This window comes from Curtobacterium sp. AC272 (assembly GCF_979258155.1).
In genome coordinates, this window is record NZ_OZ409838.1 from 1,731,817 (window position 1) to 1,745,697 (window position 13,881).

Sequence of the window (13,881 nt, forward strand, 5' to 3'; positions counted from 1 at the left end):
ACGAAGAACCAGCACGGTCTCCGGGCGACCTGGAGCAACCGGACCCTCGGCTCGCAGGGTCCGGACGGTCGGCGTCGCGGCGAGCCGCGTCGTCAGAGTGGCGTGTCCGATCGCGGAGACCGTCCTCGACCGAGGCGGTCACGGCGCCGACCGCCACCTCCACCGGTCCGGCCGACGACCTCCGGGATCGCCTCGTGGCCGCACTCCTGCGGCACGTCGACCTGATCGACCTCGCCGAGGTCGAGCGCGTGAACGGATCGATGGACGCCGTCGCGGAGCGGATGCTCGCCAGCATCCCCGGCGCCGATGTGCTCGACGACCGCGTCGGACCGTTCTACGACACCGCCGGCCTGCGGAACTGGTTCCGGATGAGCCGCCAGACCCTCGACGCGCAAGCCAAGGTCGGCGACGTGCTCTGCGTGATGTCAGCCGATGGCTTCCGGCTCTACCCGTCGTTCCAGTTCGATGCACGGGGCATCCTGCTGCCACGGTTGCGTGACGTCCTGGCTGGCCTGGACCCCGAGCGGGTCGACCCCTGGGGCGATGCCGTGGCTGAACGCGCCGGCGGACGAACTCGACGGACTCACGCCAGCCCAGGCGCTCCGCACGGACCGCGCGGACGAAGCGGTCCGTCTCGCCGCGCTCGCCGGAGCGTTCCGACTCGGATGAGCACCGCCGCACGCACCGACGTCGTCCAGACCGCACCACCGGCCGGTCTCGACCTGACCGGCTTCCCCGACGGGGGCAGACTCCCCGCCGAGGCGTTCCGCGCGCACCTCGCCGAGTTCGCGCCCTGGTACTTCGCCAGCCACCCCCACGGTCGCTTCAACCTCCGGGACCCGAACGGCACGTGCTGCTTCGCAGCCGCGGCCTCGACCGCTGTCCGAGAGTTCTTCGGCCCGAAGGTCCGCCGCAACGAAGTGAGCGCTGCCGACGCTGCCGTCCTCCGCGTCTCGACGATCACGCCGCCGTCCGATGCGAGCTCCGCCCACGTCAGTGGCGCCGGCGCCGCACGCTTCGGGGTCACGAGTGAACTCACGACCATGGGCGACTACGCCGTCACGCAGGCATGGGCCGAGCTGTTCAAGGACCAGGTCGATGCGCTCCGCTACGACTCGCGGTTCGACCCGGGGGGCGAGGCGTGGGCACTGTTCGGAACCGCCGGCCCGGCGCCGTCGCTCGGCGGCGCGGCCGCAGTCATCGACGGAGCACGTGCGGTCGAGGCAGCCGGCGTCTCGGTGCTGCCCGGACCGCCGCGGAAGAGCGCCGTGCGGATGGTGCCGGACCCGCCCGCCTGACCGGCCGGGTCGTGCATGGGACAGGATGGGCACATGGCCCGTGCTCCGAAGTCCCCCGACGGCGGACTCGTCGTCGCCGGCTGGCGCGAGTGGGCCGGCCTGCCGGACCTCGGCCTGCCGTGGATCAAGGTCAAGCTCGACACCGGTGCGCGCAGCTCGGCACTGCACGCGTTCGACCTCGAAGAACTCCCCGACAACCGGGTCCGGTTCTCCGTGCACCCGTGGCAGGACACCGATGCCGACGCCGTCACGATCGAGTGCGACGTGCACGACCGGCGCATCATCCGCAGCTCGACCGGGCACACCCAGGAGCGCATCGTCGTGCTCACCACGATCACCCTGGCCGGGCGCGCCGTCGTGTCCGAGGTCACCCTGAGCAACCGCGACCAGATGGGGTTCCGGATGCTCGTCGGGCGCGAGGCCCTGCGGCAGGGCTTCCTCGTCGACCCTGCGAGGTCCTTCATGGCCGGACGGGCTCCGAAGGGAGATCCGGCGCCGCAACCGCGGGCGCGGCTGAGCGCTCCCTCACGCGTCGCGTGCCGTGGGCGCGACCGGTCGGCGGCCTGGAGGCGCGGTGCGGGGCCGCCACGGGCCTCCCGTCCGCCTCGGCGACCGCCCAGGGCGCGGGCTGGGTCAGCGACCCAGGTGACGGCCGAGGAAGGCGAGCTGCTGCGGTGCCAGGCGGCGCCAGTAGCCGTGCTGTGCGCGCCGGGCTCGAAGCCCCGGCGGGCGGCGTCGCGAATCCGTCGACGTAGGCGTGCGCCGCCGGAGCGAACCCGTCACCGTTGCCGCAGTCGACACGGACGGCGACCCCGTCGAGCGCGCGCTGCCGACCGAGGACCGTGTTCGCACGGAAGTCGGCCGCGTCGTCGAAGGCTCCGCGGGCGGCGTCCGCTGCTGCCGTCCAGAGCGCCGGACTGATCGCCGACACTGCGCGGACGCGAGACGCACCGAGCGCCCCGCCGAGCCGGAGGGCGCCGAACCCGCCCATCGAGTACCCGGTCAGCGCGAGCCGGTCGGTGTCGAACCCGCGCCGAGCGATCCGGGGCAGGAACTCGTCGACGACCATCGCCGCGGGGTCGTCCCCGTCGGAACGGTGGTGCCAGTAGCGGTTGCCGCCGTCGATCGAGGCGATCGCGAACGGAGCGCCGCCACCCGTGATGTGCGCCGCGAGGAACCGGTCCCAGCCGAGTTCCCGCCCGAAGAACGCCGAGTGGTCGTCGCCGTAGCCGTGCAACGCGACGGCCACCGGCAGCGGGGTGTCCGACTCCGGAGCGGCGATGGTCCAGCCGACCGTTCGCCCCGCCCGGGCCGCCGACACGAAGGTGCCGGAGACCGAGGGGACCGGGTCGACGTCGGGGATCGTGCCGTCCGTGCCGTTCAGCCCGAGCACGCGGTACATCGTCGACCGACCGGGCAGCAGGTCGAGGTTCACCGCCTCGGCGGCTGCACCCGCGGCGACGATGCCGACTCCCCCGATCAGCAGCGACCGACGGGTGATCGTCGACGCACGCGAACGGCTCATCCGAGGGGCGCGGTTCCGTCAGAGGTCACGCGCTGCATCACGAGGGTCGAGGAGAGTCGCTGCACACCGGGCAAGATACCCAGCGCAGCGTCGGAGAACCCCGGGGCGCTGACGAGCGGTCAGGCTGCTGCGACGAGCGCCGCGGCGACCGCGCGCGCCGTCGCCGTGCCGATCGACGGATCGCGCAGGCGCATCGCGAGGTACCCGGACACGACGAGCAGCAGCTGGTCGGCCAGGGTCGGCGCGCTCGCCGACGACGGGCGCGGCACGTTCGGTCAGCCGGGTCCGGAGCGCACCGGTCTCGCGGTCGAGCACCTCGTGCACCTCGGCGGGGGCGTCCGCGTACTCAGCAGCGGTCCCGAGGAACGCGCACCAGCGCGAGCCGGCGGCGGTCGACCGGTAGTCGTCGAGCGCGTCGAACACCGCGAGCAGACGGCCACGGTCGTCCGGAGCCGCGTCGACCGCGCGGTCCCACGTGGCGAGCCAGTCATCGTGCCGCCGATCGAGGGCCGCGGCGACCAGGGCTTCCTTGCTCGCGTACCCGCGGTAGAGCGTGGCGCCCGAGATCCCGGCGCGGTCGAGCACGGCGTCGATCGGGGTGGCGGCGATGCCCCGCGTGAAGAAGAGCTCCTCGGCCGCGTCGAGCAGCCGCTGCTCGGTTCCTGGACGCATCGCCATGCAAGCACCCTAGGCTCTCAAAAGTGAAACGATCGTTTTCGTTACGACAGTGGGTGTTCCTCGGCAGCGGGCTGGCGCTCATCGCCGCGACGTACGGGCTGGTGCGCCTGGCGTTCGGCCTCTTCCTGCCCGACGTCCAACGCGACCTCGGCCTGCGCCAGGACGCCGCCGGGTGGGTCTCCTCGGGGGCCTCGGCGATGTACTGCGTCGGCGCGGTGGTCGGGTTCCTGGTCGCCGCACGCGTCCCCCGGGTGCTCCTCGCCGCAGCCGCCGTGGTCGCCGGGGGCGGTGCGCTCGCGATGGCAGCGGCGCCGGGGCCGTGGTCCTTCGGGATCGCCGCGGTGGTCGCCTCGGCCGGGGCCGGGCTCGCCTCCCCGGCCCTCGTGCAGCTCGTGTCGCGCGCGGTGCCGGGGTCCGCGCAGGGGCGGCGCAGGCGGTCGTCAACTCGGGGACCGGTCCGGGCTGGTCGCCGCCGGAGCGCTCGCACTCGTGCTCCTGCCGGACTGGCGGACTGCCTGGGCGTGGTCCGGGGTCTTCGCACTCGTCGTCGGCGTCGTGCTGCTGGTGGTGTCCCGCGGGAGCGGGTCCGGCGGCGACCGGCCAGCCACACCGGGGACGGCGTGGTTCGCGGCGCACCGACGGGTCATCGCGCTCGCGCTGCTCTTCGGTGCCGGATCGGCGGTCGTGTGGACCTACGGCCGCGCTGCGCTGGTCGGCGCTGGCGCGCCCGTCGTGGTGTCGGTTTCGGCGTGGATCGCGCTCGGGGTCGGCGGTGCTGCGGTCGCCGTGACGGCTCGGTGGACGAGTGGACTCCGCGCACGGACGCTCTGGGCGGTGACCGCGGGCGCCGTGGCGGTGGCCGTCGTCGCACTCGGTGCCGCGACGGAGTCCACGGCGGTGGCGATGCTGGCGTGTGCGGTGTTCGGCTGGGGCTACACGGCGGCGACCGGCGCGTTGATCGCCTGGACGACCGAACTCGACGCTGCGCGGTCGTCGGCCGGGACGTCGGTGCTCTTCGTCGCGCTCGTGCTCGGCCAGGCGGTGGGAGCGGCGGCGTCGGGCGCACTCGTCGGCACGGCGGGCTACGCGGTGACGTTCGTGGTCGGGGCGCTCGTCACGGCGGCGAGCGCCGTGCCCGCCGTGGTCGGCAGGCGCGGACGCCCTCCGCGCGGTGACGCCGCCGTCACAGGAGCGGGCGCAGCTCGATCTTCCGGTTGCACGCCTGCGACGCCTCGTGCGCCACACGGAGCGCCGTCTCGGCATCGGGCAGCTCCATGACCCAGAACCCCGCGACGAACTCGGAGCTGTCGGCCACCAGTCCGGGCGTGGTATCCGAACCGCCGCCACGGGCGTCGACGACGGTGCCGTCGGCGGGGGCGGACACCCCGGCGGCGAAGACGACCGCGTCACCCAGGCGTTCGTTGAGGGCGTCGACCGCGGTGGCCTCGGCCCGGGTGGCGGACTCCGTCCGACCGGCAGCGTCGGCCTGCCCGTCGTCGATGACGTTGACGAGGAACTGCATGGTGACTCCCTGCTCGATGGCGGAGGCTACTCCCGCCCGAGGCCACCGCCAGCGTTCTCTGCATGGGGACGACGGCGGAGTGGTCACGGCTGCCCGTGGGGCGCCGCGAGCACCGGCAGGACGCCGTGCTCGCGCTCGTGCTCGCCGCTGGCCTGGCCGTCACCACGGTCCTGTACGGGTCGGCGGGGACCTACGGCGACGACCAGGCCGCCTGGTGGGTCTCGGCCCTGATGATCATCGCGAACGCCGTCCCGATCGCGTTCCGCCGCCGGTTCCCGATGTCCGCTGCCGTGGTGTCCGCGCTGGCGTTCGCGGCCACGCAGCTGCTGCACGTGCCCGAGGTGTTCCTGGTCAACTTCACCCTGTTCATCTCGCTCTACTCCGTCGGCGCTTGCGTGCGCCGACCGGGTGCGGGCCGAGGTGGTCCGGTGGGTCGTCATCGGCGGGATGTTCGCGTGGCTGTTCCTCGCGATCTCGTTCGGCTGGGCGGTGCCGAACGCGCTGCCGAACGACGAGGGCGCCCTCATCCCGCCGTACATCGCGTACTCGCTGCTGAACATCGTGATCAACGTCATCTACTTCGGCGCCGCCTGGTACGCGGGCAACCGGGCGTGGGCCTCGGCGGTCGCCCGGCACCAGCTCGACGAACGCACCGCGGAGCTCGCGGCCGAACGGGAGCGCAGCGCCGCACAGGCCGTGACGATCGAGCGGGTCCGGATCGCCCGCGAACTGCACGACGTCGTCGCGCACCATGTGTCCCTGATGGGTGTGCAGGCCGGCGCTGCCCGACGGGTCATCGACCGCGATCCAGCACAGGCGACGGCGTCGCTCGCCGTGGTCGAGGAGAGTGCGCGCACGGCTGTGGAGGAACTCCGGCGGATGCTCGGCACCCTGCGGTCGGCGGACGAGCCGGGCACGGGCGACCGCGATGGGGACGCTCCGAGCACCGAGGGCATCGCCCGCATCGTCGAGCTCGCCGAGTCCGCCCGGGTCGCCGGTCACCCGACCGAGTACGTGGTCGTGGGCGACGAGCGTCCCGTGCCGCCGACGGTCGCCGCCGTCGCGTACCGGATCGTGCAGGAGGCCGTGACGAACGTCCTGAAGCACGCCGGCCCCACCGCTCGCGCGGACGTCCGGCTCCGGTACCTCGACGACGGCGTCGAGGTCGAGGTCACCGACGACGGGCACGGCGACCGTGCTGCGCGGAATCCGTCGGGCAGCGGCCTCGGGCACATCGGCATGCGGGAGCGGGTCGCTGCGGTGGACGGACGGATCGAGATCGGGCCACGCGCCCGGGGAGGCTACCTGGTGCGGGCATGGCTGCCGACGACGTGAACGACACGAACGACCTGAACGGCACGACCGACCTGACGATCGTGCTCGCCGACGACCAGGAGCTGGTGCGGGCCGGGTTCCGCGTGATCCTGGAGTCCGAGCCGGGGTTCCGGGTGGTCGGCGAGGCCCCGACGGCGCCCGTGCGGTCGAGGCCGTCCGGACCCTGCGCCCCGACGTGGTGTGCCTCGACGTGCAGATGCCCGGCGTCGACGGCCTCGAGGCCGCACGGCGGATCGCAGCGTTGCCGGACCCGCCGGCGGTACTCATCCTGACGACGTTCGACAGCGACGACGCACTGTTCCAGGCGCTCGAGGCGGGTGCCAGCGGCTTCCTGCTGAAGAACGCCTCCCCGAACGGCTGATCGACGCCGTCCGGACCGTCGCCGCCGGGGACGCCCTGCTCGCGCCCGACGTCACGCGCCGGGTGATCAGCCGGGCGACGGCCGCGCCGGTGGCGAGCGCGCGGACCGCGGACGGCGCGCTGGCAGCCGCCGGGCTCACCGAGCGCGAGACCGAGGTGCTCCGGCTGCTCGCCCGGGGGTTCAGCAACGCCGAGATCGCTGCCGAGCTGTACGTCGGCGACGCCACCGTGAAGACCCACGTGTCGAACGTGCTGCAGAAGCTCGCGCTGCGCGACCGCATCCAGGCGGTCGTCTGGGCGTTCGAGCACGGCGTCGCCGGCTGACCGAGGCCGACCCGCCGACCGGCTGCCGCCGCGAAGTCCGACGTTCCACGAGACGTTCGACGCGTGGAACGTCGGAAGATGCACACGCATTGCGTGCGGGTGCATGTTCCGACAGAACGAGAGTCGTTCGACGCGTGGAACGTCGGAACATGCACACGCATCCGGCCTGGAGGCACGTCGCACCACACCGCGGGACGACGCCGCCCGCCCACCGGCTCCCCCGCGCGGTGGAGCCGACCACCCACCCAAGTCCCGCCGGATGGCGGAGGCGCCCCGGGCCTCCCGGCCAATAGCGTCGACGCAGGCGGCGCAGGCCGTCGCGAGAGGGGTACGACATGCTCACCATCGAAGGGGTGACGAAGCACTTCGGCGACCGCCGGGTGCTCGACGACGTGGGGTTCACGGTCGGCAACGGCCGCCTCACCGGGTTCGTCGGCGGCAACGGCGCCGGCAAGACGACCACCATGCGCATCATGCTCGGTGTGCTGCAGGCCGACGCGGGATCCGTCTCGATCGACGGCACCGCGGTCCGGCCCGCCGACCGCCGCCGTTTCGGCTACATGCCCGAGGAACGCGGCCTGTACCCGAAGATGCCGGTGGCCGAGCAGATCACCTACATGGCCCGGTTGCACGGCGTCGACAAGCGCGCGGCGACCACGCGGACCACCGAGCTGCTCGAACGACTCGAGCTGACCGGCCACGCCGACGACGCCGTCGAGAAGCTGTCGCTCGGCAACCAGCAGCGGGTGCAGATCGCCGCGGCCCTCGCCCACGACCCCGAGGTGCTGGTGCTCGACGAGCCGTTCTCGGGCCTCGACCCGATGGCGGTCGACACGGTGCTCGGTGTCCTGCGCGAGACCGCGGCGCGCGGGGTCCCGGTGCTGTCTCGAGCCACCAGCTCGACGTCGTCGAACGGCTCTGCGACGACGTCGTCGTGATCGCGGGCGGCACCATCCGCGCCGCCGGCCCGCAGGACGAACTCCGCAAGCAGGCCGGGCCTGCCGCCTGGGAGCTGCTGGTCGACGGCGACGTCGCCTGGCTCCGCGACGAGCCCGGCGTGACGGTCCGCGAGTTCGACGGCGGCTACGCCGTCTTCGAGGCCGACCCGTCCACCGCCCAACACGTCCTGCAGCGGGCCGTCCAGCAGGGCACCGTCGGCTCGTTCGCCCCGCGGGTCCCGCGGCTCAGCGAGGTCTTCCGGGAGGTCATCCGATGAACGACTCCTTCGTGCAGGCCGTACGGCTCGTCTCCGCACGCGAGATCCAGGCACGCATCCGCAGCAAGGCCTTCGTGGTCTCCGCCCTCATCCTGATCGGCATGGTCGTCGCGTCCATCGTGGTCGGCGGGATCGTCGGCAAGGCCACCGCCGACGACACCACGCCGGTCGCCGTGGTCGACGGCGTCTCGCTGCCCACCACGAGCGGGCTCGACGTCACGAAGTCCGGTTCCGTGGCCGACGCAGAACGGCTCGTGCGGGACGGCGACGTCGACGCGGCGATCGTGCCGTCCGACGACCCGCTCGGCTACAAGGTCGTCGGCCTCGACGAGGCCCCGACCGACGTCGTCTCCGCGCTGAGCGTCACACCGCGGATCGAGCTGCTCGACCCGGACGCACTGCCCGGCGGACTCGTGTACCTCATCGCCATCGCGTTCGGCGTCGTGTACTTCGCCTCGGCCGTGACCTTCGGCCAGTCCATCGCGCAGAGCGTGGTCGAGGAGAAGTCGACCAGGGTCGTGGAGATCCTGATGTCCGCGATCTCGGCCAGGGCGCTGCTCGCCGGCAAGGTCCTCGGGAACAGCGTGATGGCGTTCGCGCAGATCGTCGCCGTGGCCATCGCCGCGGTCGTCACCCTGGCGGTGACCGGGCAGGACAACATGTTCTCGATGCTCGGCCCGAGCATCCTGTGGTTCGTCGGGTTCTTCGCCGTCGGCTTCGTGCTCATCGCGTCGCTCTTCGCCGCGGCGGCCGTGCTGGTGTCGCGGCAGGAGGACGTCGGCAGCGTCACCACGCCGGTGATGATGCTCGTGATGATCCCGTACATCCTGATCATCGTCGCGTACAACAACCCGACGGTGCTCGGCATCATGTCGTACGTGCCGTTCAGTGCACCGATCGGCATGCCGATGCGGATCTTCCTCGGCACGGCCGAGTGGTGGGAGCCGATCCTGTCGCTCCTGATCGTGGTCGCCGCGGTGGTCGTGGTCGTCCTGGTGGGCGCCCGCGTCTACGAGAACGCGCTGCTGCGGACGGGCAGTCGCGTGAAGCTGACGGAGGCGTTGCGCGGCTGACGCCGCGGTGTGGACGGGAGGCCTGGATCACGTGAGCAGACCGGCTCACGTGGGACGGGCCTCCTGTCCGTTGCCCGGTGCCGGTCCGGCACGCAGCGCCGGTCAGGCGCTCAGCGTCGCGAAGGCGGACCGGTGCCAGACCAGCGGGCTGTGCGCGAAGTCGGACATGAGTCCGAGCACGCGGAGCACGACGATGTCGTGGTCGCCGGCGGGGTAGGTGTGCTCGACCGAGCACTCCAGCCAGATCGGGGCCCCCTGCAGGAAGACCGCTCCGGTGTCGGCGACCGTCGTGTCGACCCCGACGAACCGGACCGACTTGTCGCGTGAGGCGAGCTGCCGCGTGACCTGCGCGTGCCCCTCGCCGAGGATCGAGACGCCGATCGTGCCGGCGTCGCGGAGCACCGGCCACGTGGTCGAGGTGTGCTGCACGGCGAACATCACCAGCGGTGGGTCCTGCGAGACCCCGACGGTGAAGGACGACGCGACGAGCACGGTCGGTTCGCCGTCCACGACGGCGGAGAGTGCGGCGACACCGCAGGGGAAGCCCGAGAACGCCTGCTTGAGTGCGGACAGGTCCGGGGCCTCGGTGGAGTAGGGGCTGATCATGACGCGGTTCCTTCCTGGTGGCTGGCGGTCGCACCGAGGACGACGTCCTGCCAGCGGGTGAGCCAGACGTCGGTCGATGCGGGGTCCGAGTACTGCTTGTCGTTCAGGTACAGGGCGGGGGCGGGGACGGTCGCGCCGAGTTCGACCAGCACCGGCTTGAGGAAGACCTCCGGGGCGAGCGCGTGGGCCGGACCGGCACCGAGCATGAGCGGTACCGCGACGACCCCGGCGAGCCCGTCACCGGTGCCGAACTGGTCGAGGAACAGCTTGAGCACCCCGGTGTAGGTCGCCTTGAACGTCGGCGACGCGACGACCACGAGGTCGGAGCCGGCGACGGTCCGGACGGCGTCGGACACCGCCGTGTCGCCCCAGCCGAGCAGGCCGGCGCCGAGGTCGATGACGTCGACGACGTGGTCGGGGGCGCGACCGGTGAGTCGTTCGAGCACGACCGTCGCGGCGTCGAGCGTCCGTGAGGCCGGCTTGGGGTTGCCGGCGACGACGGTGGTGATCATCGGGGTGCTCCTGTCGTGGTGGCTGGTGTGCTCGTGCAGTCCACCGCTCGTTCGTTTCGCCGCCGTGCCGGATCCGTATCGGCTGGGTTACGCCAGCGGCCCCCGGACCGGCCACGCCGGAATGTCCCGGTCAGCGCGGCTGTGCGGCCGGGGCACCTGGGCATTCCGCCAGCCGCCGTGCGCGGCCGTCGCACCGAATTGTGAGAGCGCCGTTACCGGAAGTCGCCTCGGATGCGTCCGGCGTGTTTCGCCCCGCCGCCGCCGCCGCGTCAGCGCCCGGATCCGCACGTGCACGGGCCTCGGTGGCGCAGTCGCTCCCCGCGGAACCACGCGGCGGACGCCCCGCGCGCACCATCGCCGCGGGTGGCCTAACACCAGCGAAACAAACGCCTAACAGGACCGTTACCGGGCGACCGCCTGCTGGCTCCTCACTGCCGTTACATTCGCATCAGCCCCACTGCAGCGGCCGGCGTCACCCCGACGCCCCGCCGCCGGTGAACGTCTCCCGGTTCCCAGCACACGCCACCCCGCGCCGCGGGGTGTTCGTCGTACCCGCTGCAGCTTCCCCGCACCTTCCCTGCTCCACCCGTCCAGGAGGTCCCCGACCGATGTCGTCCCCCGCACCGTCCCGAACGCGTCTCCCCCGCCCCGCGCTCCTCGCCGCCGCACTCTCCGGCGTGCTGTTCCTGTCCGCCTGCTCGGCCACCTCGACCGCGTCGACGAGCTCCGGCGACGACACCGCCGGGGTCGAGCACGCCACGAGCCAGATCGAGGCCGCCAGCGTCGACCCCGAGTTCACCTTCGAGGGCGAGCCCTTCGACATGTCGGGGATCGCCGGCAAGACGATCTTCAACATCCCGAACTCGTCCGCCGTCCCGTTCATCACCGCGGTCGACGAGGCCGGCGAGAAGGTCGCCGAGCAGTACGGCGCGAAGTGGATCGAGTACACGAACCAGGGCACGCCCACCGAGCACTCCGCCGGCATCGACCAGGCGATCAGCCGCGGCGCCGACATCATCGTGCTGGCGCAGGGCGTCAACGGCGAACTCATCGTCCCGGCCCTGAAGCGTGCGAAGGCCGCGGGGATCCCCGTGCTGATCAGCCACACGTACCAGACCGGCGAGGCGCTGCCGGACCAGCTGCAGGACCTCGTCGCCGCGCAGGTGACCGCCCCGTTCCACGAGGCCGCGAAGCTCAACGCCGACTGGGCCATCAAGGAGACGAAGGGCCAGGGCGACGTCCTCATCATCACGTCCTCCGAGGTGCCGCCGTCCGACGGCATCGTGCAGGCGATGCAGGACGAGTTCGAGGCGCAGTGCGACGGCTGCAGCGTCAAGGTGACGAACGTGCCGGTCGCCGACTGGGCGACGAAGATCTCGTCGACGGTGCAGTCCGCCGTGCAGTCCAACCCGAACCTCGACTACGTGCTGCCGGTCTACGACTCGATGACCCTCTACGTCGAGGCCGGCGTGACCGCGGCGGGCAAGACCGGCCAGGTGTTCACCTCGTCGTACAACGGCACCCCCGCCGTGCTGAAGATCCTGCAGGACGGCAGCGTCCTCACGATGGACATCGGCGAGAACATGGAGTGGCTCGCGTACGCCACGCTCGACCAGGCCGGCCGCGTCCTGACCGACACCCCGATCATCGAGGACGGTGACGAGAAGACCCCGCTCAAGGTCTTCACGAAGGACAACGTCGACGAGACCGGCACCCCGCCGGCGCCGAGCAAGGGCTACGGCGACGCGTACAAGACCGGGTACGAGGCCATCTGGGGCGCGGCCGAGTGAGCGGCGTGCCGGTGCTGCGGATCAGCGGACTCACGAAGCGCTTCGGCGGACTGACCGCCCTCGACGACGTCGACCTCGAGGTCCTGCCGGGCCAGGTCCACGCGCTCCTCGGCGAGAACGGCTCCGGCAAGTCGACCCTCATCAAGATCCTGTCCGGCACCTACGCGCCGGAGCCGGGGGCGACGATCGAGGTCCGTGGCGCCCGGCTGCCGCTGCCGGTGCCGCCCGGGTACTTCCGCCGCGTCGGGATCAGCTTCGTCCACCAGGACCTCGCGCTCGTCCCGTCCCTGGGCGTGACCGAGAACCTGCGGCTCGCGACCGTCGTGGCCGGCCGGGGCCCCTTCGTCCGCTGGGGCGCCGAGCACCGAGCCGCCGCCGAGCTGTTCGCACGGTACGGGGTCGACATCGACCCCCGCGCACGGATCGACGAGCTCTCCGACACCCAGAAGGCGCTCGTCGCGATCCTGCGGGCCGTCGCCGAACTCGGTGACGACCGCGCGCTCATCGTGCTCGACGAACCGACGGTGTTCCTGCCGAAGGAAGACGCCGACCTGCTGTTCCGGGTCGTCAAGGACCTGGTGGCGGACGGCCGCACCTCGGCACTGCTGGTGTCACACGACATGTCCGAGGTCCTCGAGCACGCCGACCGGGTCACCGTCCTGCGGGCCGGCCGGGTCCAGGCGCACCGTGACACCGCCACGACGACGGCCGACGAACTCGTCGCGCTCATCGTCGGACGCGGGCTCGACGGCGCCGCCGCCAGGGCTCCTCGGCCGGCGACCACCGGCGACGCCGTCGTGGCGGTCCGCGACCTCCGGGTCGGTGTCGTCGACGGCCTGTCGTTCGACGTCGCCGACGGCGAGGTCGTCGGCATCACGGGCCTCGCCGGCTCCGGGGTCGAGGACGTGCTGCCCGGCCTGTACGGCGCACGACCCGCGACCGGATCGCTCACCGTGCGGGACGACGGGGTGCAGGCCGCCCCGACCGACCTGACCCGGGTCTCGCCCGGTTCCTCCATCGCCCGCCGTGTCGTGTACGTCCCTGCCGACCGCAAGCGCGAGGGCGGGGCGCTCACCCTGTCCGTCGAGCAGAACGTCACCCTGCCAGTCCTCGGGAAGCTCCGAGGACTGCTCGGCCTCTCCCCGCGCGGGAACGGTCGCACGTCGCGGGACTGGTCCGTGACTACGACGTCCGACCCGCCGACCCGTCCGCCTTGTTCGGCACGCTGTCCGGCGGCAACCAGCAGAAGGCCGTCCTGGCGAAGTGGATGCAGGACGACCCCCGGCTCGTGCTGCTGCAGGAACCGACCCAGGGCATCGACGTCGGAGCCCGCGCGGCCATCTTCTCGATGCTCCGCCGGAGTGCGGAGCAGGGCGTCGCCATCGTCTGCGCCTCCACCGACTACGACCAGCTCGCGCAGCTGTGCGACCGCGTCGTCGTCCTCGCCCACGGCCGCGTGCACGACGTGCTGACCGACGAGCGCGTCGACCGCGACGTCATCGCGGCCGCCGTCGTGGCGAGCCTCGTCGACGCGGCCGAACCCGCTGCGCCGTCCGCCGCTGCTCCGTCCCCTGCTGCTGTTCCCTCCCTCGTCAAGGAGAACGCCTGATGTCCACCACCGCCGACCCCGTCCTCGAGACCT

General features: G+C 72.4%; 11 protein-coding genes and 4 pseudogenes. 11 read left to right on the plus strand and 4 right to left on the minus strand.

The features are described from left to right. The first annotated feature begins 194 nt into the window (after positions 1–194). A complete protein-coding gene (locus tag ACZZ0J_RS08850; RefSeq protein WP_463436271.1) occupies positions 195–1,298 on the plus strand; it encodes an RES family NAD+ phosphorylase in 1,104 nt (367 codons plus the stop codon). A 33-nt stretch (positions 1,299–1,331) separates the two neighbouring features. Then, a pseudogene (locus tag ACZZ0J_RS08855) lies at positions 1,332–1,815 on the plus strand (ATP-dependent zinc protease family protein). A gap of 1,026 nt (positions 1,816–2,841) precedes the next feature. Here the strand turns inward: ACZZ0J_RS08855 and ACZZ0J_RS08860 are convergent. After that, positions 2,842–3,501, minus strand: coding sequence for a TetR/AcrR family transcriptional regulator (locus ACZZ0J_RS08860; RefSeq protein ID WP_463436272.1), 660 nt, complete (start codon positions 3,499–3,501; stop codon positions 2,842–2,844). A gap of 489 nt (positions 3,502–3,990) precedes the next feature. Between ACZZ0J_RS08860 and ACZZ0J_RS08865 the strand changes: the two genes are divergently transcribed. Beyond that, entirely contained in the window at positions 3,991–4,779 is a 789-nt protein-coding gene (locus tag ACZZ0J_RS08865; RefSeq protein WP_463436273.1) for an MFS transporter, read from the plus strand. Here ACZZ0J_RS08865 and ACZZ0J_RS08870 read toward each other — a convergent pair. Next, the gene (locus tag ACZZ0J_RS08870) at positions 4,685–5,023 is read right to left on the minus strand and encodes a YciI family protein (RefSeq protein WP_194646965.1); all 339 of its coding nucleotides are present in this window, start codon (positions 5,021–5,023) and stop codon (positions 4,685–4,687) included. The genes ACZZ0J_RS08865 and ACZZ0J_RS08870 overlap by 95 nt on opposite strands. Before the next feature lie 62 nt (positions 5,024–5,085). Between ACZZ0J_RS08870 and ACZZ0J_RS08875 the strand changes: the two are divergent. The 5 genes and pseudogenes from ACZZ0J_RS08875 to ACZZ0J_RS08895 all read left to right on the plus strand — a co-directional run. Further along, positions 5,086–5,367 (plus strand): annotated as a pseudogene (locus tag ACZZ0J_RS08875) (DUF7134 domain-containing protein); the annotation flags it as partial. Positions 5,368–5,431: 64 nt separating this feature from the next. Further along, entirely contained in the window at positions 5,432–6,358 is a 927-nt protein-coding gene (locus tag ACZZ0J_RS08880) for a sensor histidine kinase (RefSeq protein WP_463436274.1), read from the plus strand. Continuing rightward, positions 6,340–7,042, plus strand: a pseudogene (locus ACZZ0J_RS08885) (response regulator). The gene ACZZ0J_RS08880 and the pseudogene ACZZ0J_RS08885 overlap by 19 nt, the downstream one beginning before the upstream one ends. A 335-nt stretch (positions 7,043–7,377) precedes the next feature. Next, positions 7,378–8,258, plus strand: a pseudogene (locus ACZZ0J_RS08890) (ABC transporter ATP-binding protein). Then, positions 8,255–9,331 (plus strand): ABC transporter permease, encoded by a 1,077-nt coding sequence (locus ACZZ0J_RS08895; RefSeq protein ID WP_463436275.1) that lies wholly within the window; start codon positions 8,255–8,257, stop codon positions 9,329–9,331. The pseudogene ACZZ0J_RS08890 and the gene ACZZ0J_RS08895 overlap by 4 nt, the downstream one beginning before the upstream one ends. A gap of 102 nt (positions 9,332–9,433) precedes the next feature. On the opposite strand, the gene ACZZ0J_RS08900 is transcribed toward ACZZ0J_RS08895, so the two are convergent. Continuing rightward, complete coding sequence (locus ACZZ0J_RS08900) at positions 9,434–9,937, minus strand: flavin reductase family protein (RefSeq protein WP_123673676.1); 504 nt, start codon at positions 9,935–9,937, stop codon at positions 9,434–9,436. Then, a complete protein-coding gene (locus tag ACZZ0J_RS08905) occupies positions 9,934–10,449 on the minus strand; it encodes an NADPH-dependent FMN reductase (RefSeq protein WP_463436276.1) in 516 nt (171 codons plus the stop codon). Before ACZZ0J_RS08905 ends, ACZZ0J_RS08900 begins: the two co-directional genes overlap by 4 nt. Before the next feature lie 608 nt (positions 10,450–11,057). Here ACZZ0J_RS08905 and ACZZ0J_RS08910 point away from each other — a divergent pair. Genes ACZZ0J_RS08910 through ACZZ0J_RS08920 form a run of 3 tightly spaced genes read left to right on the plus strand, consistent with a single transcriptional unit; the run spans position 11,058 to position 13,848 of the window. After that, positions 11,058–12,239, plus strand: coding sequence for a sugar ABC transporter substrate-binding protein (locus ACZZ0J_RS08910; RefSeq protein ID WP_463436277.1), 1,182 nt, complete (start codon positions 11,058–11,060; stop codon positions 12,237–12,239). 5 nt (positions 12,240–12,244) lie between these two features. Next, positions 12,245–13,711 (plus strand): ATP-binding cassette domain-containing protein, encoded by a 1,467-nt coding sequence (locus ACZZ0J_RS08915; RefSeq protein WP_463436279.1) that lies wholly within the window; start codon positions 12,245–12,247, stop codon positions 13,709–13,711. After that, the gene (locus tag ACZZ0J_RS08920) at positions 13,696–13,848 is read left to right on the plus strand and encodes a hypothetical protein (RefSeq protein WP_463436281.1); all 153 of its coding nucleotides are present in this window, start codon (positions 13,696–13,698) and stop codon (positions 13,846–13,848) included. Before ACZZ0J_RS08915 ends, ACZZ0J_RS08920 begins: the two co-directional genes overlap by 16 nt. Positions 13,849–13,881: the final 33 nt, after the last annotated feature.